The 23260-nt window shown below is 57.0% G+C and carries 25 protein-coding genes and 1 pseudogene; 16 read left to right on the top strand and 10 right to left on the bottom strand.

The genetic code is table 11. The annotated features are described in order from the left end of the window. Positions 1-21: 21 nt before the first annotated feature. Complete coding sequence (locus AC2FFB_RS14465; RefSeq protein ID WP_246097248.1) at positions 22-399, bottom strand: MerR family transcriptional regulator; 378 nt, start codon at positions 397-399, stop codon at positions 22-24. A gap of 58 nt (positions 400-457) precedes the next feature. Here AC2FFB_RS14465 and AC2FFB_RS14460 point away from each other — a divergent pair, with 58 nt between their 5' ends. The 6 genes from AC2FFB_RS14460 (at position 458) to AC2FFB_RS14435 (ending at position 5804) form a co-directional block, all read left to right on the top strand. Beyond that, on the top strand, positions 458-718 hold the full coding sequence (locus tag AC2FFB_RS14460; RefSeq protein WP_345741813.1) for a zinc ribbon domain-containing protein: 261 nt from the start codon (positions 458-460) through the stop codon (positions 716-718). A gap of 239 nt (positions 719-957) precedes the next feature. Next, positions 958-2145, top strand: coding sequence for an aspartate aminotransferase family protein (locus AC2FFB_RS14455; RefSeq protein ID WP_496875082.1), 1188 nt, complete (start codon positions 958-960; stop codon positions 2143-2145). 28 nt (positions 2146-2173) lie between these two features. Beyond that, positions 2174-3100 carry an ornithine carbamoyltransferase gene (gene argF / locus AC2FFB_RS14450; RefSeq protein WP_496875081.1) on the top strand — a complete coding sequence of 309 codons (927 nt, stop codon included), beginning with the start codon at positions 2174-2176 and terminating at the stop codon, positions 3098-3100. 57 nt (positions 3101-3157) lie between these two features. Continuing rightward, positions 3158-3499: a 5-carboxymethyl-2-hydroxymuconate Delta-isomerase gene (locus AC2FFB_RS14445; protein ID WP_496875080.1), complete on the top strand. Its 342-nt coding sequence runs from the start codon at positions 3158-3160 to the stop codon at positions 3497-3499. A 309-nt stretch (positions 3500-3808) separates the two neighbouring features. After that, on the top strand, positions 3809-4771 hold the full coding sequence (locus AC2FFB_RS14440; RefSeq protein ID WP_496692860.1) for a pirin family protein: 963 nt from the start codon (positions 3809-3811) through the stop codon (positions 4769-4771). A gap of 67 nt (positions 4772-4838) precedes the next feature. Beyond that, complete coding sequence (locus tag AC2FFB_RS14435) at positions 4839-5804, top strand: 2-dehydropantoate 2-reductase (protein ID WP_496875079.1); 966 nt, start codon at positions 4839-4841, stop codon at positions 5802-5804. Between the two features lie 4 nt (positions 5805-5808). On the opposite strand, the gene AC2FFB_RS14430 is transcribed toward AC2FFB_RS14435, so the two are convergent. The 3 genes from AC2FFB_RS14430 to hrpB form a co-directional block, all read right to left on the bottom strand. Further along, the gene (locus AC2FFB_RS14430) at positions 5809-7287 is read right to left on the bottom strand and encodes an inorganic phosphate transporter (RefSeq protein WP_496713945.1); all 1479 of its coding nucleotides are present in this window, start codon (positions 7285-7287) and stop codon (positions 5809-5811) included. 93 nt (positions 7288-7380) lie between these two features. Next, positions 7381-7839: an NUDIX hydrolase gene (locus tag AC2FFB_RS14425; protein ID WP_142638080.1), complete on the bottom strand. Its 459-nt coding sequence runs from the start codon at positions 7837-7839 to the stop codon at positions 7381-7383. 139 nt (positions 7840-7978) lie between these two features. After that, the gene (hrpB, locus tag AC2FFB_RS14420) at positions 7979-10411 is read right to left on the bottom strand and encodes an ATP-dependent helicase HrpB (protein WP_496694236.1); all 2433 of its coding nucleotides are present in this window, start codon (positions 10409-10411) and stop codon (positions 7979-7981) included. Between the two features lie 153 nt (positions 10412-10564). Here hrpB and meaB point away from each other — a divergent pair, with 153 nt between their 5' ends. From meaB to AC2FFB_RS14395, 5 genes are all read left to right on the top strand, one after another. Beyond that, complete coding sequence (gene meaB, locus AC2FFB_RS14415; protein WP_142638208.1) at positions 10565-11542, top strand: methylmalonyl Co-A mutase-associated GTPase MeaB; 978 nt, start codon at positions 10565-10567, stop codon at positions 11540-11542. 149 nt (positions 11543-11691) lie between these two features. Then, a complete protein-coding gene (locus AC2FFB_RS14410) occupies positions 11692-12831 on the top strand; it encodes a Hint domain-containing protein (RefSeq protein ID WP_496875078.1) in 1140 nt (379 codons plus the stop codon). A 169-nt stretch (positions 12832-13000) separates the two neighbouring features. Continuing rightward, the gene (gene rpmB, locus AC2FFB_RS14405; RefSeq protein WP_142638086.1) at positions 13001-13288 is read left to right on the top strand and encodes a 50S ribosomal protein L28; all 288 of its coding nucleotides are present in this window, start codon (positions 13001-13003) and stop codon (positions 13286-13288) included. Between the two features lie 407 nt (positions 13289-13695). Then, on the top strand, positions 13696-14046 hold the full coding sequence (locus tag AC2FFB_RS14400) for a hypothetical protein (RefSeq protein WP_496875077.1): 351 nt from the start codon (positions 13696-13698) through the stop codon (positions 14044-14046). A gap of 42 nt (positions 14047-14088) precedes the next feature. Next, complete coding sequence (locus AC2FFB_RS14395; RefSeq protein WP_142638090.1) at positions 14089-14553, top strand: copper chaperone PCu(A)C; 465 nt, start codon at positions 14089-14091, stop codon at positions 14551-14553. Positions 14554-14634: 81 nt separating this feature from the next. Here AC2FFB_RS14395 and AC2FFB_RS14390 read toward each other — a convergent pair whose 3' ends face one another. Beyond that, the gene (locus AC2FFB_RS14390; RefSeq protein WP_282027764.1) at positions 14635-15243 is read right to left on the bottom strand and encodes an HdeD family acid-resistance protein; all 609 of its coding nucleotides are present in this window, start codon (positions 15241-15243) and stop codon (positions 14635-14637) included. 54 nt (positions 15244-15297) lie between these two features. Continuing rightward, on the bottom strand, positions 15298-15993 hold the full coding sequence (locus AC2FFB_RS14385) for an NAD-dependent deacylase (protein ID WP_281995791.1): 696 nt from the start codon (positions 15991-15993) through the stop codon (positions 15298-15300). 28 nt (positions 15994-16021) lie between these two features. On the opposite strand from AC2FFB_RS14385, the gene AC2FFB_RS14380 reads away from it, so the two are divergent. Then, positions 16022-16465 (top strand): low molecular weight protein-tyrosine-phosphatase, encoded by a 444-nt coding sequence (locus tag AC2FFB_RS14380; protein WP_142638096.1) that lies wholly within the window; start codon positions 16022-16024, stop codon positions 16463-16465. 67 nt (positions 16466-16532) lie between these two features. Here the strand turns inward: AC2FFB_RS14380 and AC2FFB_RS14375 are convergent, their stop codons facing one another. From AC2FFB_RS14375 to AC2FFB_RS14365, 3 genes are all read right to left on the bottom strand, one after another. Beyond that, positions 16533-17459: a DMT family transporter gene (locus tag AC2FFB_RS14375; RefSeq protein WP_496875076.1), complete on the bottom strand. Its 927-nt coding sequence runs from the start codon at positions 17457-17459 to the stop codon at positions 16533-16535. A 159-nt stretch (positions 17460-17618) separates the two neighbouring features. Then, positions 17619-18560: a LysR family transcriptional regulator gene (locus tag AC2FFB_RS14370; protein WP_496690181.1), complete on the bottom strand. Its 942-nt coding sequence runs from the start codon at positions 18558-18560 to the stop codon at positions 17619-17621. A 66-nt stretch (positions 18561-18626) separates the two neighbouring features. Beyond that, on the bottom strand, positions 18627-18938 hold the full coding sequence (locus AC2FFB_RS14365) for a hypothetical protein (RefSeq protein ID WP_142638101.1): 312 nt from the start codon (positions 18936-18938) through the stop codon (positions 18627-18629). Between the two features lie 175 nt (positions 18939-19113). Between AC2FFB_RS14365 and AC2FFB_RS14360 the strand changes: the two are divergent. From AC2FFB_RS14360 to AC2FFB_RS14350, 3 genes and pseudogenes are all read left to right on the top strand, one after another. Beyond that, positions 19114-19737 (top strand): annotated as a pseudogene (locus AC2FFB_RS14360) (RNA ligase family protein). Between the two features lie 86 nt (positions 19738-19823). Further along, positions 19824-21623, top strand: a complete 1800-nt coding sequence (gene lepA, locus AC2FFB_RS14355; RefSeq protein ID WP_281973236.1) for a translation elongation factor 4 — start codon at positions 19824-19826, stop codon at positions 21621-21623. Positions 21624-21811: 188 nt separating this feature from the next. Further along, entirely contained in the window at positions 21812-22393 is a 582-nt protein-coding gene (locus AC2FFB_RS14350) for a class I SAM-dependent methyltransferase (RefSeq protein ID WP_496732140.1), read from the top strand. Between the two features lie 7 nt (positions 22394-22400). On the opposite strand, the gene AC2FFB_RS14345 is transcribed toward AC2FFB_RS14350, so the two are convergent. Beyond that, the gene (locus tag AC2FFB_RS14345; protein WP_496732138.1) at positions 22401-22700 is read right to left on the bottom strand and encodes a hypothetical protein; all 300 of its coding nucleotides are present in this window, start codon (positions 22698-22700) and stop codon (positions 22401-22403) included. Positions 22701-23045: 345 nt separating this feature from the next. Between AC2FFB_RS14345 and AC2FFB_RS14340 the strand changes: the two genes are divergently transcribed. Further along, complete coding sequence (locus AC2FFB_RS14340; RefSeq protein WP_142638109.1) at positions 23046-23225, top strand: CTP synthetase; 180 nt, start codon at positions 23046-23048, stop codon at positions 23223-23225. Positions 23226-23260 lie beyond the last annotated feature (35 nt).

Raw genomic sequence — 23260 nt, 5'->3', positions numbered from 1 at the left:
GAAAGGCAAGGGGTAAAACGGTCAGGGCTGTCCCGACGGTGTTGCAAGAGCCTGTTTGGCCTGTCGCAAGCTGTCCAGAAAACGATTTGCGCGCCCGATCCGCGCCTCAACCTCTTCGATCCGTTCCTGAAGAAATGCTACGCCGTCAAAGGTTTCGGGATCAGCCGCACCAAGTTGCCCCAGCAGAGTTGCAAGTTGGGCGATACTGATCCCCGCCGCCTGTGCATCGCCGATCTGTTCCAGCGTGATCAGCGTGTCATCCGGGTAGTCGCGATAGCTGTTTGTCGCTTCTGGCCCGGGGCGCGAGGCAATCAATCCGTGCCGTTCGTAAAACCGCAATGTGTCGCGGGGCAGCCCGCTTCGGCGGGACAGTTCTCCGATACGCATCTGTAAAACCATTGACTATACTCTATGGTTTTGATCTTATGGCCCGTGGTCAAAGCCTGCAAGGGGAAAGATGATGGGATCCAAATGTCAAAGCTGCGGCATGCCTCTTAGCAAGGATACCGAAGGGGGAGGCAGCGAAGCGGACGGAACCCGCAGCACACGGTATTGTTCACTCTGTTACGCTGACGGTGCGTTTCGACATCCCGATGCCTCGTTCGAGGAATTTCAGTCCCATTGTCTGGATGCGCTGGTGAACAAGGGCATGCCCCGCATTCTGGCCTGGGCTTTTACGCGCGGTATGGGTCGATTAGACCGCTGGAGCGAAGGCTGATACGGGGGTTGCAGCGTTGCAGCAACAAAGCCCTTTTCATCGCAAATCTTCGGCGCTATACGGCATCCATGATCAAACACGCTGATATCCTGCGACTTCGACGCCGACGCTTTGCCGCGTAACCGGCCCGTTTGATCCTTTTGCGCTGCCCAAATCGGCGCATCTCCCACCAAATCAGTTGACGAACATAGCCCTCGTGTATCACTCACGGGGCTCAACATATCGAAAAGGATGATCCGATGATCCCGTCCGTTCTGCCGACCTATAATCGTGCGCCCCTGACCTTTGTGAAGGGCGAAGGCGCTTGGCTGACCGAGGCGGATGGCCGACGTTTTCTGGATATGGGCGCGGGGATTGCTGTGAATGCACTGGGCCATGCGCATCCGGCGCTGGTGAACGCGCTGACGGAACAGGCCCACGCTCTGTGGCATGTCTCGAACCTTTATAACATCCCTCAGCAGCAGGCGCTGGCTGATAAGCTGGTTGAACATACCTTTGCCGACACGGTGTTCTTTACCAATTCAGGCACGGAAGCCTGCGAGCTGGCTGTGAAAATGGCACGCAAATATTTCTACGATAAAGATCAGCCCGAACGGGTCGACATCATCACCTTTGACGGTTCGTTTCACGGTCGGTCCTCGGCAGGCATCGCCGCTGCGGGGTCAGAGAAGATGACCAAAGGCTTTGGCCCGCTGCTGCCCGGCTTTGTACACCTGACATTTGGTGATCTTGACGGAGTCACCAATGCGATCTCGGACAAGACCGCGGCGATCTTGATCGAACCCATTCAGGGCGAGGGCGGTATTCGCCCCGTCCCCGATGCCGAGCTCAAAGCGCTGCGTCAGATCTGCGACGACAATGGCCTGTTGCTGATCCTCGACGAGGTCCAATGCGGCGTTGGGCGTACCGGTAAACTTTTTGCCCATGAATGGGCGGGCATCACGCCTGACATCATGATGGTCGCCAAGGGCATCGGTGGAGGGTTCCCTCTGGGTGCGGTGCTGGCCACCGAAGACGCGGCCAGCGGCATGACGGCAGGTACGCACGGGTCGACCTATGGCGGCAACCCTCTCGGTTGCGCGGTGGGCTGCGCGGTGATCGACCAGGTTGCAACCCACGCCTTTCTGGACGGCGTCAATCGTAAGGCGGGCATGTTGCGCCAGAAGCTCGAAGGATTGATTGCAAATCATCCGGAGGTGTTCGAAGAGGTGCGCGGCGCAGGGCTCATGCTGGGTCTGAAATGCAAGGCGACCAACTTGGACGTGGTGAATGCGGGATATGATAACGGCCTCATCACCGTTCCCGCCGCTGACAATGTGATCCGCCTATTGCCGCCTTTGACCCTGACAGAGGACGACATTGCACAGGCGGTTATTCGTCTGGAGAAAACGGCCGCGCAGGTCGAAAGCAATCTGGCGTCTGCCTGAGCCCACCCGATTAGAAAAGCGAAACGACATGAAGCACTTCCTCGACATTCACAAAACCAATGCCGCCGCTTTGCGGGGCATGATCGACCAGGCTGCTGCCATGAAGCAGGCGCGTCTGGGGCAGCCAAAGGCGGCACCGGATGACGAATTGGCACTCAAAGACCGCATGGTCGCCCTGATCTTTGAAAAACCGTCAACCCGGACGCGCGTGTCTTTTGATGTGGGCGTGCGCCAGATGGGTGGTCAGACGATGGTCCTTTCGGGCAAGGACATGCAGTTGGGCCACGGCGAAACCATCGCAGACACCGCCCGCGTGCTGTCGCGCTATGTCGATATGATCATGATCCGGACATTTGACGAAACCATCCTAACCGAAATGGCGGAATACTCGGACGTGCCGGTGATCAACGGCCTGACCGATCGCACCCATCCTTGCCAAATCATGGCCGATGTTCTGACGTTCGAAGAGCACCGTGGCCCGATCGCCGGGAAGAAAGTCGTTTGGACTGGCGATGGTAACAATGTGTGTGCCTCGTTCCTTCACGCGGCGGGCCAGTTCGGGTTTGATCTGACTTTTACGGGCCCGGCGCAATTCGACCCCGAAGAGGATTTCATGGGTTTTGCCCGTCAAAAAGGGTCCAAGATTGTTGTGGAACGGGACCCCTACAAGGCTGTAGATGGGGCCGATCTGGTTGTCGCAGATACCTGGGTTTCGATGCACGACTCTCAATCCGCGAAAGAACGGCGCCACAACCTGCTGCGTCCTTATCAGGTAAACGCCGAATTGATGGCTCATGCCAAACCCGATGCGCTGTTCATGCATTGCCTTCCCGCGCACCGCGAAGAAGAAGCGACATCCGATGTCATGGATGGGCCGAACTCGGTCATTTTTGATGAGGCCGAAAACCGTCTGCACGCCCAGAAGGCCGTTATGCGTTGGTGTCTGGATGTTTGAACACATGAAAATGGCAAAAGAGAGCCGCGTGCTCTCTCATGATTTCCGGAGTGCACAATGCCCCATATAGTCCTCGAATTCTCTCAGGGCCTTGAAGAGAAACATGATTTCCATACGGTCTGCGAGAAGTTGTTTGAGGTGCTTTCTGAACATGCTGAGTTTGATGCACCGGCCCTTAAGATCCGTGCCAACCCGGTCACCTATTTTCGGATCGGGACCGAACCGCAGACCTTTGTCCATGCGACGCTTTTATTGATGCAGGGCCGGGATGAGGCCACGCGAGCTGAACTGAACGCTACCGTTTTGGATGTTCTGACTGTTGCCATGCCCGAGGTTGGCAGCATCACGGTGCAAGAGGTCGAACTGAACCGTGCGTCTTATGCCAAACGCCTGGCGTGATTGTGTTTGGCAATTTGTCTATCTGAAGCACGGCGACTGACACCTTCTTTGGCCGCAAGCAACATTCCTTTGCAGGGCAGCAAAAATGCCCTGCATTCCCCGTCAAACAGGTGATCGGATAGCGAGCTGTCTGGATGGTTCTTTTCTCAGGTGGAATTTCTGTTAGAATTGTTATGTAATAACATTAATGATATGTCATAACGGACAAAAATCCACCGGAGTTGTGCAATTATTGAGGTTTCTTTCAGGTGCAGCGGCCTGCATCTTGCAGGGGCGAACCGTTGCCTGCCGAAAAAGGGAGAAACTGGAATGAGCTGGAACCCGTCTCACAACCCCGATCGTTTGACTGAGAACCCGTCTTTAGAGGCACTGATCATTCCTCGTGCACGTGATCTGGGTGGGTTCGAGGTGCGCCGCGCGCTACCCTCGGTCAAACGACAGCTTGTTGGCCCGTTCATTTTCTTTGACCAGGTCGGCCCTGCAGAATTCATCACAGAAGGCGGTATAGACGTTCGGCCACACCCTCATATCGGGTTGGGCACGGTCACCTACCTGTATAAAGGGGAATTTGAGCATCGTGATAGCTTGGGCACCCATCAGATGATCTATCCCGGTGAGGTCAACTGGATGATTGCAGGACGTGGCGTAACCCATTCTGAACGCACCAGCAAGGAAACGCGCAGCAAAAGACACAGTCTTTTTGGCATTCAGACCTGGATCGCGCTGCCAGAGGAACAGGAAGATATTGCACCGGATTTCGAACATCATAAACAATCTGCGCTGCCCCATATTCAGGATGCTGGGGTCAGCGCTCGTCTCATCCTTGGCTCGGCTTATGGTGAAAGCAGCCCGGTCACGACACTGTCTGAAACCTTCTATCTGGACGTGCAGCTTGCCCCCGGGGCCTCTTTTCCTTTGCCTGATGATCAAGAAGACCGCGGTGTTTATGTGACGGAAGGAACGGTTGAGATCGCCGGCGATCAGTTCACCCAAGGTCGTATGATGGTGTTTCGGCCAAGGGATCGCCTTTCCGTTCAGGCAGGGCCGCAGGGTGCGCGGCTAATGTTGCTTGGAGGTGCGACGTTGAATGAGGATCGTTATATCTGGTGGAACTTCGTGTCGTCCTCAAAGGAAAAGATAGAAGCAGCCACCCGCGAATGGAAAACGGCGGACTGGGCCAAAGGGGCTTTTCAACTGCCTCCGGGGGACGATCAAGACTTCATCCCGATTTCAGAAGACCTTGAACGCACCCGTCCGAGGCGCGCGCGCTGACCTGGCGTCAGTTGGCCTTGTCTGACAGGCGGATCGCGGCAATCTTTGACCGAAGGGGAGGGGCGTCATGAGGATCGCAATCGCGGGGGCGGGCAGCATTGGATGTTACTGCGGGGCTTTGCTGGCCCGATCCGGTCACGATGTCACCCTGTTGGGGCGGGCACGAATTCTCGACCCGATCCGGGATAAGGGGCTGATGGTCACAGATTTTTCAGGCCTGCGGTGTCATGTGACCAACCTGTCCCTGACCGAAGATCCGGCGGAACTGAGTGATGCTGAAATAGTCATTGTCACGGTAAAGACCGGCGCGACGGAAGAGATGGCGAAGCAAATCGGAAAATATGCACCAAAGGCTGTGATCCTTTCCTGGCAGAACGGGTTGGAAAATGCAGGCACCTTACATACGATGCTTCCGCACCACGATGTCCGCGCCGGTATGGTGCCGTTCAACGTCGTACCAACAGATACTGGCGGATTTCATCGCGCGACTTCTGGTGAAATCGTTATCCAATCCGGCCTCGGCGATTTGGGCGCAAAGCTGACTGGCCCCGACCTACCGGTGTCAGAGAGTGACCAGATCGAAGCCGTCCAATGGGGCAAGCTGGTGATCAATCTCAATAACGCGCTGAATGCGCTGTCCGGGTTGACGTTGAAACAGCAGTTGCTGGACCGCAACTGGCGCCAACTGATGGCAGATCAGATGTCCGAGGCTCTGACCGTGCTGCACTTCGCCGGCCAACCGATTGTGTCAATGACGCCGCTGCCTGCATGGATGACACCGTATATCCTGCGCCTGCCGACGCCCTTGTTTTCGCGGGTTGCCTCCCGGATGCTGACCATTGACTCCTCGGCGCGCACCTCTATGGCCTATGACTTGATGGCAGGGCGCCCAACGGAAATCGACAGTCTGCAAGGCGAGATCATCCGTTTGGGCGAGCGGCACGGCATTGCGACCCCAATCTGCGCGCAGGTTCGCGAAAAGATTGCACAGAACCCAAAATCCCCGCTTACTCCCGAGCAAATCCGAATCTGATGGGCTAGAGAAAAGCCGTCAGTGTCCAGAAGATAGCGGCTGATAACACTGCGGTAGCGGGGACCGTTATGATCCAGGCAGCCACGATCGTCATGAAATGCGAGCGACGGACGAGTTTCCGGCGTTTTTTCTCTTCCTGTGCCTGGCGCCGTTCGGGCAGGCGTTGGTGGTTCGCGTTCTTTCTGCGCCGCTCGGCATGCCATTCGCGATAGAAGCCCACTCCGAAGACCGCTCCCACTGCGATATGGGTGGAACTGACGGGCAGGCCCAGCCAACTGGCCAGGATCACAGTGATCGCCGCAGAAAGGGCGACACAGAATGCGCGCATTGGGTTGAGCTTGGTGATCTGACTGCCGACCATCCTGATCAATTTTGGGCCAAACAGGAACAGCCCAAAGGAAATTCCCAGCGCTCCGATCACCATCACCCAGGTTGGAATTGCGACTTGTGCAGCGAAATCCCCGAACTGCGCCGTATGCACGATTGCCGCCAACGGACCAACCGCATTTGCCACGTCATTGGCGCCGTGGGCAAAGCTAAGAAATGTTGCTGAAATAATAAGTGGTAGCCCAAACAGCGTTTTCAGAGACTTCGTTCTGTTTTCTAGTCCTTCTGATCTGCGATGCACCCAAGGGACTGTCACCAGCCATGTCAGAAATCCGGTGGCCAGACCGAACAGCAAAGCGACTTCAAGCTCAACTTTGACCAGCTTGTTCAGGCCTTTGACGGCCAAATAGGTGGTAAAGGCACCAGCCATGACAGCAACGAGTATCGGCACCCAACGGCGGGCAGCGGCGATCTTGTCTTCCTGATACTGAATTTTGGCATTGATCAAAGCCAGAAAGCCAGCGGCAATAGTTCCACCTAACACAGGAGAGATGATCCAACTGGCGGCAATGGCGCTCATCGTGGTCCAACTGACCGCGCTTAGGCCAGCTGCTGCGACGCCCGCACCCATGACGCCCCCCACGACAGAGTGTGTGGTCGACACCGGCGCGCCGACCCAGGTGGCCAAGTTGACCCACATGGCCGAAGAAATCAGGGCCGCCATCATCGCCCAGATAAAGACGGTGCTATCGTGAACCGATGCCGGGTCTATAATCCCTTTCGAAATCGTCGACACGACATCCCCACCTGCCAGCAAGGCCCCCGCGCTTTCTGCGATGGCGGCGATGACGATTGCGCCGGTCATGGTCAGCGCGTTGGCCCCGACAGCGGGGCCCATGTTATTGGCAACGTCATTTGCGCCGATATTGATGGCCATATAGGCCCCAAAACCCGCTGCCGCGACAACGATCAACCCGCCATCAGCCCGCCCAAAAACCACTGCGGCCGTCAGCCCGGCCAGCGCAATAAAGGCGAAGGCGATACCCGGCGCCAGCATGGGGCGTGCCACATGGGCATTGGCATACTCAACGCGCGAGATGCGCGCCAGATCGCTGTCCAGCGATTGCCAACGGGGTTTGGAGCTTGGGTTCGACATCAGGCTATTGCGGGCGGCTTCCAAAAGAACACCCGCGGCTATACGGTTTCGCTCAGACGGGCAACCGTGGCGTCATCACTTTTTGTGGAGGTGTCACAGCTGCAGCAGCAAAGCGCGCAGTTCGGGTTCCTGAACACGTTTGGCCGCTATCACGGGCGAAACCCACTCGCGGGTCCTTTCCTCGGCCTCGGGGTAGATATCGGCCAGTTCCTGCACTTCGATCCGATAGACATTGGTCACCACAGTCTGGCTGGCCCCGTCTTTCAGGATCTTGTCATAAGTATATTGCCCAACAGGGTCTTTGGATAGGGATTGGGCGCGCACGCCGGCTTCTTCCCAGGCCTCTTGCCGGGCAGCCTCGGCGCCATCCAGGCCATCAATCGGCCAACCTTTGGGGATGATCCAGCGTCCGGTGTCCCGGCTGGTGATCAAAAGAACCTGCAACCCGTCCTGTGTTTCGCGGGTGCACAAGGCGCCAAACTGCACCCGATGGGGGCGCAGGAACAGAGGCCGGGCGACCTCTTCCCAAATATTTCGCAGCCATTTTGTCATGTTTGTCGTTCGCGAACCCGGGTTTTACCTGAGCAGCCCACATAGCAATGAAACAGATAATCTTCAATGAACGCCCGGAATCTCCGTGCTTTCCGCATCTTCATGCCAAGAATTTTCGACGAAAATTCCCGACGGCTGCCTAATTTCGACGTTTTGCGCGCAAGGTGGGGTCGGCCTTGGTCGGATCTTCGGGCCAAGGGTGTCTGGGATATTGCGCGCGCATGTCTTTGCGCACATCCGCGTATGACCCAGCCCAGAAACCGGGCAAGTCGCGCGTGATCTGGATGGGTCGTTGGGCCGGTGAAAGAAGCGTGATCTTGAGGGCCTCACCGCCAATGACCGGATGGCGCGTGACGCCAAACAGTTCCTGCAGCCGCACCGAGATTTCCGGTACTGCACCGCCATAATCTATCGGCACCTTTCGCCCCAGAGGAGTTTCAAACGACCCTGGAGCGCGCCGGTCCAGTTCCTGCGTCTGGGCCCAGTCCAGTCGGGCGCGCAACGCTGGCAACAGGTCGAACCGTTTCCAGTCTTCAGCATTGCGGACGCCGGAAAGCATCGGCAACAGCCAGTCTTGCAGCGTGTCGGTCAACCCCTCGATCGAGAAATCAGGCAGCTCTGCGCCTTCGGTCCGGACCAGTTCCACCCGTGCCGCCAATCGCGCAGCGGCCCCGTTCAATCGCAGGCCAAGATCACGGACGCCATCCAGCATCGCCAATGCAACTGCTTCGTCCGGAACCTCTTTCCAAACACGATCACTCAACGTGATTGCGCCGAGCCGTTCTTGTTTGCGCGCAACGACACGGCGGTCACGTTTTGACCAGTCGCAGACCTCGATCCAGGTGATCTGATCCTCGAACAAGTCACGAATTTCCTTTTCCGAGATCTGTGCGGCCATGCGCACCTTTGCTTCGCGGGGGTTGCCATCGGTATCGGTCACAACCAGGTAAGGCGCGGCAGCCAGCGTATCGCTGCCATCCAGCACAACACCCTTCCCTCCTGACAACACATAACGCGGCTCATCCCCTTTGCGCCGTTGTCCAATGCGATCGGGATAGGCGAGTGCGGCTGTTGCCGCTGGGCTGAAGTCGGATGGGGTGCCTTTGGATCGCAGTCGCTTGGCCTCGGTCTTTATCCGTTCCAACGCACCAATGTTGACCTGCCAGACACGGTTACACTGAAAGGCGCGCACATCCCGTATGGCTTCGAGCCGGAGCAGCATATCCACCGGCGCACCGCGCAGAGGGTCGCGTTCGGCCATCAGGGCGGCCAAGGGCGCAGCGCCGGGGCCTGCCTGTTCCAGCATATGCCCCAGTCGCGGGTGCAGAGGTAACGCAGCCAGTGACCGCCCGTGGTCGGTGATCCGCCCCTTTCCATCCAGCGCGCCCAGCATTGTCAGCAACGTGCGGGCCTCTGCCATCGTGCCCTCGGGTGGAGGGGTCAGGAAAGACAGTTCTTCGGGGTCCGCCCCCCAAAGTGCCAGTTCCAGCGCCAGGCCGGTCAGGTCGGTTGCCTCGATCTCGGCCGGGGGATAGGCGGCCAGCGCGCCTTCTTCGCCCTTCGACCATAAGCGATAGCACTTGCCTTCGGCGACACGACCAGCGCGGCCAGCGCGCTGCGTTGCCTCGGCGCGCGTCACCCGCTCGGTCACTAGTCTGGACATACCCGAACCCGGATCGAAACGCGCCCGCCGAGCCTGTCCCATGTCCAAGACCACGCGAATGTCTGGAATGGTCAACGAGGTTTCGGCAATGGACGTAGCCAAAACCACTTTGCGACCGGTTTCGACCGGTGCAATCGCTTGGCGCTGGGCAGCAAAAGGCATCGCGCCGAATAGTGGTCGCACCGTAGCTTTGCTGGATAACCGGCCAGCCAAGGCGGCCTCTGCCCGGCGGATTTCGCCTTCTCCGGGCAGGAACACCAACATCCCACCTTCTGTTTCGCGCTCGGCCTGAACCACAAGATCGACCAATGCGTCCAGCTTTCGCGCCTGATGTCCTAGCGGTCGGTCCAGCCAACGTGTTTCGACCGGGTAGCTGCGCCCTTGGGACGTAACAACGGGGGCCTCCATCAACCGTCCCACAGGCTCAGCGTCTAGCGTTGCCGACATTGCCAGCAGGATCAGATCGTCCCGCAATGCCCCGGCGACCTCAAGGCACAAGGCCAGGCCGAGATCCGCGTTCAGGGAACGTTCATGGAATTCATCGAAAATCACCGCACTAATGCCGGGCAGATCGGGTTTGACTTGCAGCATCCGGGTCAGGATACCTTCGGTGACGACCTCGATCCGGGTCGATTTCGATACCTTCGCCTCGCCTCGCACGCGATAACCAACTGTGTCGCCCACGCGCTGTCCCAGCGTATCGGCCATGCGCTCAGCAGCAGCCCGGGCCGCCAAGCGGCGGGGTTCCAGCATCACGATCTTGCCATCGCATAGCCCCGCCTCGAGTATCGCCAGCGGCACTCGTGTTGTTTTCCCCGCGCCCGGAGGCGCCTGCAGCACTGCGCGGCCCGAAGCCTTTAGGGCGGCAAGAAGGTCAGGAATGGCGTCGTCGATGGGCAGGCGTATCATGCGGGCTTTATCCGCCAACGGTACGACAAGGTCCAGTTCCGTCTCTTATACCCGGAGAGCGCATATCCCAGAGGTAAATTCTTGTACCCTCTGGTCTGGACAAACCCCTCATTGGGACGGCAACTAGAACTGCCGCAACTGATTGGGGGCGAAATGGAACTGGACAGCCTGAGTGACAGGATTTTGAACGGAGACCGGCGCGCGCTGGCCCGTGGTATCACGCTGGTGGAAAGCGGTCGCGCCGATCATCGTGCGCAGGCGACGGAACTGCTGACCAGATTGACCAAAGAAGGCCGCCAGGCCCTGCGGATCGGATTGTCAGGGACGCCCGGCGTCGGCAAGTCCACGTTCATCGAAAGCTTTGGCATGATGCTGACAGGGCAGGGGCTGCGCGTTGCGGTTCTTGCAGTTGATCCCAGTTCGACTCGGTCGGGCGGGTCCATTCTGGGGGACAAGACCCGGATGGAACGCCTGAGCCGCGAGAAAAACGCCTTTATCCGTCCATCACCCAGCCAGTCGCATCTGGGCGGCGTTGCCCGCCGCACACGTGAGGCCATCGCTTTATGTGAGGCCGCTGGGTTCGATGTTGTTTTGATCGAAACGGTTGGTGTCGGGCAATCGGAGACGGTTGTCTCCGAGTTGTCGGATCTGTTTATGCTGTTGCTTGCCCCGGCGGGCGGTGACGAACTGCAAGGCGTCAAGCGCGGTATCATGGAAATGGCCGACATGATCTTGGTCAACAAGGCGGATGGTGACCTGAAATCTGCCGCCACTCGCACCTGCGCCGACTATTCCGGGGCGCTGCGTCTGTTGCGTAAACGACCCCAGGACCCGGAAGGGTTTCCCAAGGCGATGACTGTCTCAGCGGTCGAGGAACATGGGCTGGCTCAAGCCTGGGAGGAGATGCAGTCCCTCAGCAAATGGCGCCGTGAAAATGGCCACTGGGAGGTCAACCGCGCCACGCAAGCACAATATTGGTTCGAACAAGAGGTTCGGTCTGCCCTTCTGGCGCGTCTGGCGACTCCACAAGCGCGCTCGGAAATGGAGCGTCTGGGCTCGCAGGTCAGCACTGGTCAGCTCAGTCCGTCGGTTGCGGCGGAACATATGTTGTCTGCTTTAGTCGCTGGCTAAGGCCTTATTCAAGCCTTTGATCTCATTCTCTTTCTGATTTCGGATCGGTGGAATATCGCCCATAGGTTGCAAGTTGACCCAAACTTGATGCAAACTCGGGTTAAGGCCGTGCATCTGTCGCCAGGCCGGATATGCGGGAACCGTCAGCTATGCCCGATATTACTGGGACCAACGGCAACGACGATATCGACGTTAACAATGACACGGGGACTCTGAACGGTTCACCGGCTGGAACTCCGATTGATAATATCCGCGGCCGGGGTGGCGACGACGACGTCGACATCAATAACAGCACGATTACCGGGAATGTCATCGGCAATGCCGGCTCCGACACGATCACCGTCACCAGTAGCACCATTGGTGGCAGGATTGCCAGCGGGTCGGATGACGACACTGTCGATATCAGTGGCTCGAGTGTTGGAAACATCCGGCTGGGGAGCGGCAACGATACCCTGAATTTCACCAGCACCAGCGTTAGTGGCGATTTGCGGGGTGGTGGCGGGACCGACACGTTGAACTTGCCGGTGGGTACCGTCATCACCGATACCAATTTTGGCGTCATTAACGTCGTAGATGGCGTAGGCTATACCCTGTCCAGCGGGACATTCACCCTACCATCCGGTATCACGGTCACATATTCTGCCTTTGAGAACGGAAGTGGCGTTCCTTGTTTTACCCGTGATACGCACATCCTGACACAGGACGGCATGAAAGCAATCCAAGCGCTGCGGATCGGGGACATGGTCCCGACCATGGGGTGCGACCCTCAGCCTATACGCTGGATCGGTCGTCGACAGTTTGACCGCGCCGCCTTGCTGGAAAATCCCCGGCTCTTGCCGGTACGAATCCTTGCAGGTGCGCTGGGCGAGGGTTTGCCGCATCGCGATCTTCTGGTCTCACGCCAGCACAGGATGCTGGTGCAGTCCAGAATCGCGGAACGCATGTTCGGCACCACCGAAGTTCTGATTCCGGCGATCAAACTGACCGCACTGCCGGGAATCTATATCGATGAGGCCGTGCAATCGGTTGAGTATTTTCACCTGCTATTTGATCGCCATCATGTCATCTTTGCCGAAGATGCCCCAACCGAAAGCCTGTTCACCGGAGTCGAGGCCCTGAAATCCCTCGGATCGGAGGCGCGGCAAGAAATTTTCGAAATCTTTCCGGAACTGATCGAAAATCATGGTGAAAACCCGGCCCGGTTCATACCATGTGGACGCCAACAGTCCCACCTGATCCAGCGGCATTTGAAGAACAACAAACCCTTGCTTCAACGCAATGGCGCCTAGGTCTTATAGAGTTTAAGATGGGTGCAAAGATTTCGCACGGCCCGTCTTGACCCTTCCTGTGATTCCCACTAAACGCATCCAACCAGTTTTCGGGCGCGACTTCGGGTTGCGCCCCTTGTGATTTGGCCACGGGTCCTGTACCCAGCCCGCAGATACAAAGGAAGAAACCATGTCGCGCCGTTGCGAACTGACCGGAAAAGGCCCGATGACTGGCAACAATGTCAGCCACGCCAAAAACAGAACTCGTCGTCGTTTTCTGCCCAACCTGAACGACGTAACCCTGCAGTCGGAAACCCTGGGTCGTGGCGTCAAGCTGCGTATCTCAGCCGCTGCCCTGCGTTCAGTTGACCACCGTGGTGGTCTGGATGCGTTCCTGGCCAAAGCCAAGGATGACGAGCTGTCCACCAACGCACTGAAAGTGAAAAAAGAAATCGCCAAGGCTCAAGCTGCGGTCTAAGCGTTCTTTTTCACCAAAGATTTCGACCCTGTACCCGAACGGTGCAGGGTCTTTTCTTTTGTCTGATTGAGTTTAGACGATTTCGCCGTCAGAGCGTGATCTTGTTCACATACAGTGTTCTGATGTTTGAATATGTTTGTTCATATTCTATTGGCGGAGTTCGATCTCATGTCTTTCAAATCCTTTGATTCCCTCTCCCTGTTGGCGGCCTTTTTTGGCAAGACGTTTGGGACATGTGTGCGGATGCAGCGTCAGGTGAACAGGTTGCATACCAGCCTGACCAAAGGGTCTGTCAAACGTCCTGGATTGGACAACTGACCTCGTACTGACCAAAATGACCCGAGGGCTTCTGGCGCATTCGATTGTGCTTGAAGCCCTTTTTGTCTCGGGCGTATACCGAAGGCAGGATGAAACACTTTCGGAACAGATTTCTATCATTTGCCCTGTCGCTGCTGGTCATTCTGACCGGTCAAGGGGTGGCTGCGTCGCGTGGCGTTGATACCGCAGTCGGGCAGATGGTGCTGTGTACTGGTGTTGGTCCTGTTGTGATCTATATGGATGCCGAGGGGCAACCGGCAAAGCCCCCGCATTTCTGCCCCGACTATGCGCTGACGTTGCTGGGTGCTATTGCTGTCGTTTCACATGTGCTGCCCGATGCACCAAGTTATGCCGGGCCATTTTTAGAGTGCGGCGACAGGAGCCTAATAGCAGCGCCCGTTCCGTTTCAGCCCGCCCGCGCGCCACCTGCAAGAGCCTGATTAAATTTAACTTTTTCAGACACTTGACATAGGAGAGGCGCAATGTCCCTCACTTCCAAACTTTTGGCAACCCTGGCTGCGGCCGCATTTGCCACCACTGCAATGGCGCAGGAAACCATCACACTAGAAGATGCCTATGCGCGCTCCGCCGGCAAAACGGCGAAAGCGGGCGCGGCCTTTATGGTGATTCAGAACACGGGCGAGGCGGATGACCGTCTTGTTCGTGCGGAATCGGAGGCGGCTGCACGGGTTGAGCTGCACACGCATCTGATCGATGCCAACGGCGTGGCGCAGATGACCCATGTCGAAGAGGGATTCGTCATCCCAGCCGGTGGTGCGCATGCGCTCAAGCGCGGGGGCGATCACGTGATGTTCATGGGATTGGTTGCCCCGTTTGAACATGGTGCAACTGTGCCTGTAACGCTGGTTTTTGAAAAAGCCGGTGAGGTTGAGATCGACGTGCCGGTTGATCTGGAACGAAAAGACATGGGCGCCCACTCGAACTAAGGTCACGTCAACCTTCAAGCCGCTATGCGGCCGTCATCCACGCGTCAGGCCGGGCTTTGCCCGGCCTGTTTGCCTATCGCTTCAACGGTTAACAACCCGCATCGAAACGCGGTCATGCGCCCGTTTGAAGCGCATTGCCAGAAAGAACATCACGGCGGCGAAAGCCAGAGCGGAAAAGGCAATGGCCCACCCCAGTGCGACCATGCCACTGCCGGGCCAGAACAACAGCACCAACCCAATGATCAGCGCAATGATCCCCGAGTTTCGCACCATCACGGCATCCGGGTTGTTGCTGGGTATTTGCCGCCATGCCAGCAACGAACCGATGCCGACGATCAGCGCCCAAGCACCCAGCAGGAAAAATGTCAGCCGCGCAACACCCTCGGGCCAGATCAGCAGGACAAGACCGATCAACAGTGCCCCGATGCCGACGCCGCCGATCAATCCGCGCCGTCCAAAGCCCAGTAGGGTCAGGCCGCCATCTAGAACCAAAAGCAGGCCGACCAGTCGCAACAGCAAAGAGATACTGCCCGTTGGCCAAAACAGCGCGGCGATCCCCAATGCTCCGGCCAGACATCCGCGCAACAGGAAGGTCCACCACAGATTTGCCAGTTGGTCGCCAAATGTATCGCGGCCCTCCATACTGGAATCGTCCATGATTTCTTCGCGCGTGTGGTGGGGGTCGGTCATGGGAGCCTCTTATTTCGATTGTCGTATCAATAATTTTGGTGCCGGTCTGGCGGGCTAAGATTCGCGCAGCAGCTTTTGAACCCAGCGTGGCACGGTTTCGGATGCAGGGCCAAGTATCACCTGATCGAAACTCGAGGCGCCGGATGACGGATCTAGGTTCAACTCGACGGTTCGTGCGCCTGACATTGTCGCCTCGTGCACAAATGCTGCGGCGGGGTAGACCTGACCCGAGGTGCCGATTGAAGCGAAGATTGCAGCATTGGCCAGGTGATCGTAGATCAGGTCCATAAAATAGGGCATCTCACCGAACCATACAACATCGGGTCGGGCGGTTGGGCCACCGCAGGCGGGGCAGGGTTCACCCACCGACATCTCGGGCGGGGCGACCCAGCGGTGATCGCAGGCGGTGCATAAGGCCCCAGCGAGGGTGCCGTGCATATGGATCACATTCTCGGATCCTGCAGCTTCGTGGAGGCCGTCGACATTCTGTGTCACGATGATAACCTCGCCGGGCCAGTTGCGTTGCAGATGGGTCAGCGCGGTATGGGCCGGATTGGGTTGCGCCTGTGCAGCCTGCACTCGGCGCGCGTTGTAGAACTTGTGCACCACCGCCGGATTGCGGGCAAAGCCTTCGGGCGTGGCGACATCCTCGATCCTGTGCTGCGCCCACAGACCTCCTTCGTCGCGGAATGTGCCCAGCCCGCTTTCGGCGGAAATCCCGGCACCGGTCAGAATGACGATCTTTTCCATTTCCGCCTCACGCGTTACACCCGGTTGTATGACACACCGTATCCTTTTCGTCTGTTTGGGCAATATCTGCCGGTCTCCGGCCGCCGAAGGTGCCTTTCGCGCCCGTGCGCCGCATCATGCCACCGACAGCGCCGGAACCTCTGGCTGGCACATCGGAGACCCGCCTTATGGCCCAATGCAGCAGGCTGCTCATGCCCGTAGTATCGACATCAGCGATCTGCGCGCGCGCAAATTCGTGGCCGAAGATTTTGACCGCTTTGACCTGATCATCGGAATGGATGCAGAGAACCTTACCAATATCGAAAACTTGCGTCCCCGTGGCAACAAAACTCCGGTTCGCTTGCTGACTGATTTCGCTACTGAGACAGGCGCGGATCATGTGCCCGATCCGTATTACACCCGTGATTTCGAGGGCACGCTGGATTTGATCGAAAAGGCCGTCGCAGGTCTTGACGCACATCTGAGGGCTTAGTTGTAGATGCTTTGATGTCTTCGACATTCAGGTGTAAAATCAATCGACGCCTGCATCGGGGCTAAGCTCACCTGTTTGGTTCTTTCGCAATCACAGTGGATAAGGTGCGTGTCGTCCGGCTTCTGGTGATTGCAATCGCACCCAAAACCAAAGCGCAGGCTACGGCATGTGGTGTTGTGATTGCTTCGCCAAAGGCAAGAAAGCCCACAGCAAACATCGTCGGCAATTCAATGCTGCCGACGACCGCAGTTTGAGAAGCGCCGATCAACGGCGAGCAGATCGTATAAATGAGCTGTGGCACAAGCGCTGTGACCAGGCCAATTCCGACGATCAAAATCCAGTCGGATTGCCCCTGCGGGAGCAACTTGGCAACATCGGCGTTCAACATCAGCGGCAACAGCCCGAGAACCGATCCCAAGGAAACCGAAGCAATGCGCGCAAGCGGTGCGATGCGGGACAACCTGTGAACCAAAACACATATTCCGAAGCCGAACCCGATTGGGGCTGCTAGCGACATCAGAAGCGTTGGTATGTGCTGAATAGGAACGGATGCGGGCGATCCTGCAATGAGTGCCGCCAACGTAATGAGGCCCGAGGCGAACAATGCGCGCCTTGTGGGTGTATCGGCGAACAAAGTCCAGGCAATGATCAGCGTGAAAACCGGATAGGTCATATAGAGAACGCCCACAGTCGATGCGGGTAATGTCTCCAGCGCCGTCACATATCCAATCCATCCAAGGCCCATTACCGCGCCTGCCGAAAGCCCCCAAGCAATCTCGCGCCAAGCGTTTCGGTGTATTATAAGAACAGGCAGCAGCAGAATTGCCGTAACGATGTAGCGATAGAACGCGACGGCATAAGGCGCGACGCCTTGCTCGGTCAGCCCTCGGCTAAAATAAGGAACCAGCCCGAAACAAATTGAGGCGAAAAGAACGCCGGCAACCGCAATCGGATAGGGAATAGTTGGTCTGGTCTGTGTTGATATCGTTGCCATTCCAATTTGCTATCACAGGTTTGCGACTGCTGTAGCAGAGATTCGTCGAGCGGTTGCTTCGGTTCGCAAAGCTAACCCTAGTTCAGTTCTGTATGAAGATGGTGGCAGAAACACACGGCGCGTTGGTAAATATGCTTCCAATATCTGCGGTACCCTACACTAACTCATCACCTTCAACTGCCCGCCCAGCCACGGCACCTGCGCGACTGCCGGATCAACAATCTGGCTCCGCATCAGCCGTCGGATCATGTCTGCAACCTCTTTGGGTACTTGGTCCGACCAGTCAGAGCGGGTGAACAGCGAAATTGTGCGGGCGAAGTCACCGAACGGGACCGGATGCGCCTCCATCCCGTCATGAAACCGCGTCGCACGCATATATCCCAGTGGTGTTGTGATCGCCCAGCCAAGCCCCTGTGCGACCATTGCCATCAGCGCCAGGTGCGAGCCGATTTCAAACCGTTCCTCGAACTCCATTTGCTGGCGCGCCAGATGCGCCTCGATCTGGCGACTGATCAGCTGATCTCGGGCGTATCGCAGAAAGGGCAGGTCCTGTATTGAATTCCCCTTACCCTTTGGGGTCACCAGAATGAAAGGGTCCTGAACCAGAGGGTATTCAATCACACCCTTTAGGACCTCTCCGGAATGCGCGGATACAGCCATATGCAGCCTCTGCGCCTCCAGCTCGGCGAACAGGTTTAGGCTGGGCAACGTGATCAGTTTGAATTTCGACCGGGTTAGGCTGTCGGCGAGCAAAGTCGCCAGCCGCGGGGTCAGATCGTTGTCGAAATCGTCAATCAAACCGATGGAGAGGGTGGTCAGATGCCCCAGATCCATCACGGTCAGTTCGCTTTGGGCCATTTGCAGTTCGGCCAGCACGACCTCGGCCCGCGCCAGAAAGCTGCGGCCGGCTTGCGTTAAACGCATTGGTCGTCGCCCGTGATCGACCAGATCAGTGCCCAATGCCTTTTCCAGATTGCGCAACTGCTGAGAAACCGAAGGCTGGCTGAGCCCCGTGATCTCGGCGGCCAGTGCCACCGATCCTGTCCGCGCCAAAGCCTCGAACACCTCAAGGCCCCGCAGGGTCAGCCCTTTCATTACCATCTGATACACCTTTCGCTGCGCCATATCTGAGGTGCAGTGCGCATCAGGTCAAGCAGCGTGACCGGCTTAGTTGCAGATTGCCTGCGCCATCTGGCCAAAGTTCTTATACCGATCCCACAGCGCATCATCGCGCGAAGTCTGCGACATCTTCAACTCCTGCGCCTGATGGGGGTCGGTGAACCACTTGGCGACGGTCTTCTGATCACCACGCGTCAACGCCTGATCCGCGACGCGCTGAATGCAGCTGCACCGCGCCCGCGTTGCCGCCGACCGGTCCGACGCCAGACACGCCCGTTTGATCTGCGCAGCCTCGCTCGGTGCCGGAGCCATCGCCGTCAGCGATGCCGCACAAAATGCGATTAAGAGGAACTGTTTCATGCTCTTGCCTCGTTTTTGCCTGCCCGGACGGGTCTGATGCCCCTCTCGGTCTGTGGCGGAGTATGAATCAAAGTGGATTTCGGATCAATCATGTGCTGCGAAAAAGTGATTGCGCACATAATTGATGTCGCGTTTTCTGGCCTGACTTCGCTTAGAACTATATCGTGAGACCAAAATGCTAAAGAAATACGGGCGTACATTCCACTTGCCGCAATCTCCCGGTGCTACAAGCGATGACAAGATCATGTCGAGTGTTGATGAGTTGGCATCAGCGGACGAAGTCGTCTTTACCGAAAAGATGGACGGCGAGAATACGACAATTCACAGCCAAGGCTGCCACCCTCGCAGCATCGACGCAAGATATCACCCGTCGCGAGACTGGGTGAAGGCTTTCGCAGCTGGTATCGCACCGCAACTTACTTAGGATGAGCGCATTGTTGGCGAATATCTATTCGCACGTCATTCCATCGCGTATTTGGAATTGCCGACTTATTTTTTGGGATTCGCGTGGATCAAAGCTGGCGTCGTTCAGCCATGGGATGCGACGCTGTCACGCTTTACAAAACTTGGAATCAGCCCTGTTTCCGAACTGTATCGGGGACGGCTCTCAGCTCAGGTCGTCGCTGATGTAATTGCAGCCCTAGATCTAGACACACAAGAGGGGTTTGTCGTTCGCACAACAGCAGCATTCGAGGAAGAAAACATGCCCACTCATCTCGCGAAGTACGTACGTGAAGGTCATGTGCAAAGTGAGACGCATTGGATGAATGCTGAACTGGTTAGAAATGGGCTGGTCTGATCGGATCGAAGCCTAGCAACTAAAGGGTTTCGTCGGGTCTCGTCCTACCTTGACCGCAGCTCATTTCCGACGCATATCCCCAACCCATGACAGACCTCGCTCACATCCGCAATTTCTCCATCGTCGCGCATATCGACCATGGCAAATCCACCCTTGCTGACCGGCTCATCCAAGAGACCGGGACAGTCAAGGATCGTGACATGAAGGAACAGCTGCTCGACAGCATGGATATCGAGCGCGAGCGCGGCATCACCATCAAGGCCAACACGGTCCGCATCGACTATACCGCCGACAATGGCGAGAAATACGTGCTGAACCTGATCGACACCCCCGGCCACGTGGACTTTGCCTATGAGGTCTCGCGGTCGATGCGTGCGGTCGAAGGCTCTCTGCTGGTTGTGGACTCGACCCAAGGGGTCGAGGCGCAGACGCTGGCCAATGTGTATCAAGCCATCGACGCCGATCATGACATCGTACCGGTGCTGAACAAGATCGACCTGCCTGCGTCCGATTGTGACCGCGTGGCCGAACAGATCGAGGATGTGATCGGCATCGACGCGTCTGAGGCGATTCAGGTCAGCGCCAAGACCGGGCAGGGCATCCATGAGACGTTGGAGGCCATCGTCACCCATCTGCCGGCCCCCAAGGGTAATCTGGATGCACCGCTCAAGGCGATGCTGGTCGATAGCTGGTACGACGCCTATCTCGGCGTCATCGTTCTGGTCCGCATCATGGACGGCACCCTGAAAAAGGGCATGCGCGTCAAGTTCATGTCGAACAACACCCTGCACCATGTCGACCGCGTCGGCGTCTTCCGGCCTGAGATGGAGATGGTCGACAGCCTCGGTCCCGGCGAAATCGGCTTTCTCACCGCCTCGATCAAACAGGTCCGCGACACCCGCGTTGGTGACACGATCACCAATGACCGCAATGGCGCAGAAATCGCGCTGGACGGCTTTAAACCCGCGCAACCGGTGGTGTTCTGTGGCCTCTTCCCCGTCGACAGTTCCGAATTCGAAGACCTGCGCGATGCGATCGACAAACTGGCGCTGAACGACGCCAGCTTCAGCTTTGAGATGGAAACCTCGGCCGCTTTGGGCTTTGGCTTCCGTTGCGGCTTCCTTGGCCTGCTGCACCTTGAGGTCATTCGCGACCGGATTGAGCGCGAGTATGATATCGAGCTGATCACCACCGCGCCTTCGGTGATCTATCACGTCTTCATGAAAGACGGCGAGATGATCGAACTGCACAACCCCGCCGACATGCCCGACCCGTCAAAGGTCGACCATATCGAGGAACCACGCATCAAGGCGACCATCCTTGTGCCGGACGAATTCCTGGGCGACGTGCTGAAACTGTGTCAGGACCGCCGCGGCATCCAGATGGACCTGACCTATGCGGGCAGCCGCGCCATGGTCGTCTATGACCTGCCACTGAATGAGGTCGTCTTTGACTTCTACGACCGGCTGAAATCGGTGACCAAGGGCTATGCCTCGTTTGACTATCAGATGACCGGCTATACCGAGGACGCGCTGGTCAAGATGTCGGTGCTGGTGAATGACGAGCCGGTCGATGCGCTGTCGACCATGGTTCACCGCGACCGGGCCGAGATGCGGGGCCGGGCGATGTGCGAAAAGCTCAAGGACCTGATCCCGCGCCACATGTTCAAAATCCCGATCCAGGCCGCCATCGGAGGCAAGGTCATCGCCCGCGAGACCCTCTCGGCGCTGCGCAAGGACGTGACCGCCAAATGCTACGGAGGCGACGCCACGCGGAAACGCAAACTGCTGGACAAGCAGAAGGCGGGTAAGAAGAAGATGCGTCAGTTCGGGAAGGTGGATATCCCGCAGGAGGCGTTCATTTCCGCACTTAAAATGGACAGCTGAGGCTGACAATTTTAAGTGACGGTGGGCGAAAGCGGTTGGCGTAGCCAACTGCGTGCCCACACGGCGGAATGGGAGAGGATAGCTCCATAAAGCCCAGCATGGCTTAACTCACAGAAAACAAACGCGATTCACAGGTCGATTGCTAGGCTTCGTTGATCTGATACAGTGAGAAAAAAGCGAGCAAATCAATGAAAGACCAATTCGTGTTGGCTCCTCAGCCAACCCTTAAACGTATCGCCGATTTAGACGGACCTGATTTTTACCCGACACCGAGTTGGGCGACACAGGTATTGATTGATTGCGAGCAGTTCTCTGGAAAGATCTGGGAACCAGCTTGCGGTGACGGGGCTATGTCTGAAGTGTTTGTCGAAAACGGATTCGAGGTAATTTCGTCCGACTTGTACGACAGGGACTACGGAGAGGCTGGGATCGATTTCACGTGTGAAAATCGCTTGGAAGACAATATCGTTACAAATCCGCCTTTTCATAGTGCAGAAGACTTTGTGCACGCAGGCCTTTCTCAATGCCGACGTAAATTCGCGCTTCTTCTGCGTCTTGCTTTCTTAGAGAGTGCAGGGCGTCAAAAAACGATCTTTTCTGTACATCCGCCAAGTACAGTTTGGGTGTTCAGCGAACGAATTACATTTTACCCGAAAGGCGCGGTAAGAAAGGGCAGCGGTACTACCGCATATGCTTGGTTTGTGTGGGACAAACAATATTGTGGCCCCACACAATTGAATTGGTTGCCCGTTGGATACAAGCAAAGGTAGCACTGGTTTACTTGTTAACTGCAGAGCGGCCTTTGTCAGTGATTGTCCAGCTTTCAAAATCAGAGCTGTAGTTTGCAAGACCATTCGCTTGTAAGCCAGTTCCGTTGTCTCGGTGGCTGACCGTGTTCCGCACCTTCTGCGAGAAAAATGTATCTGATCGATTATCAATAATGTCCGCATCGTGGCCAGTCGGCTTCAGTCGTGCTTCTAGTAAGTCAATCAAATCTGTAATGGACAGGGTTCCGGTTTTTGAAGACGCGAGTTCAAATAGTACTTCGCGTCGTATTTGGGCTTCTGTGTACTCCATGCAGTCTCCTTAAAATTGCGCGCGTAAATGCAATTTGGGTATCAGCTTGTAACGTTCAAGATATTGAATAAGAATTATTTTGAGACTTCGTTGAGCAAACGAATTCAATACTTTCTTGCGAACTCAAACCACCCGCCCGGTGGCACCGCCGGGCCGCGCCGACCCGCCCCCATGGGGCGGCGCGTTTGCGCCACCCCTCGGGTCGGCGCTGCCCTCCGTTCTGCTAATCGACCGTTGCAAGCGCGTTTGCGTCCCAAGACACTGCTCACTCTGACCCAGATCAAAGACCGCAAGTGCGCCCGATCCTAGGATCCGCGGAAGTTGAATCCCTGATATGAGGCCCCCATGCTTCCCCTGATGTTGATCGTACATATCTTCCTTGGCTCTACCTTTGCCGGGTCCGCTGTGATTGCGGTTCTGTCGATGGGGTATACGACGCTATACCCTATCCTGATCGCTGCCGGAGCTGGCTTTATTGCGGCGTTTCCGGTTTCGTATCTGGTGACCCGAAAGATCGCGGGATAAGGCCTGTTCGGCCCATTGTGACCAACCTCACAGCC

It is taken from the genome of Ruegeria sp. YTSA219, assembly GCF_059609985.1.
Note: the sequence above shows the minus strand (reverse complement) of the source record. Positions and strands in the feature narration are given on the sequence as shown.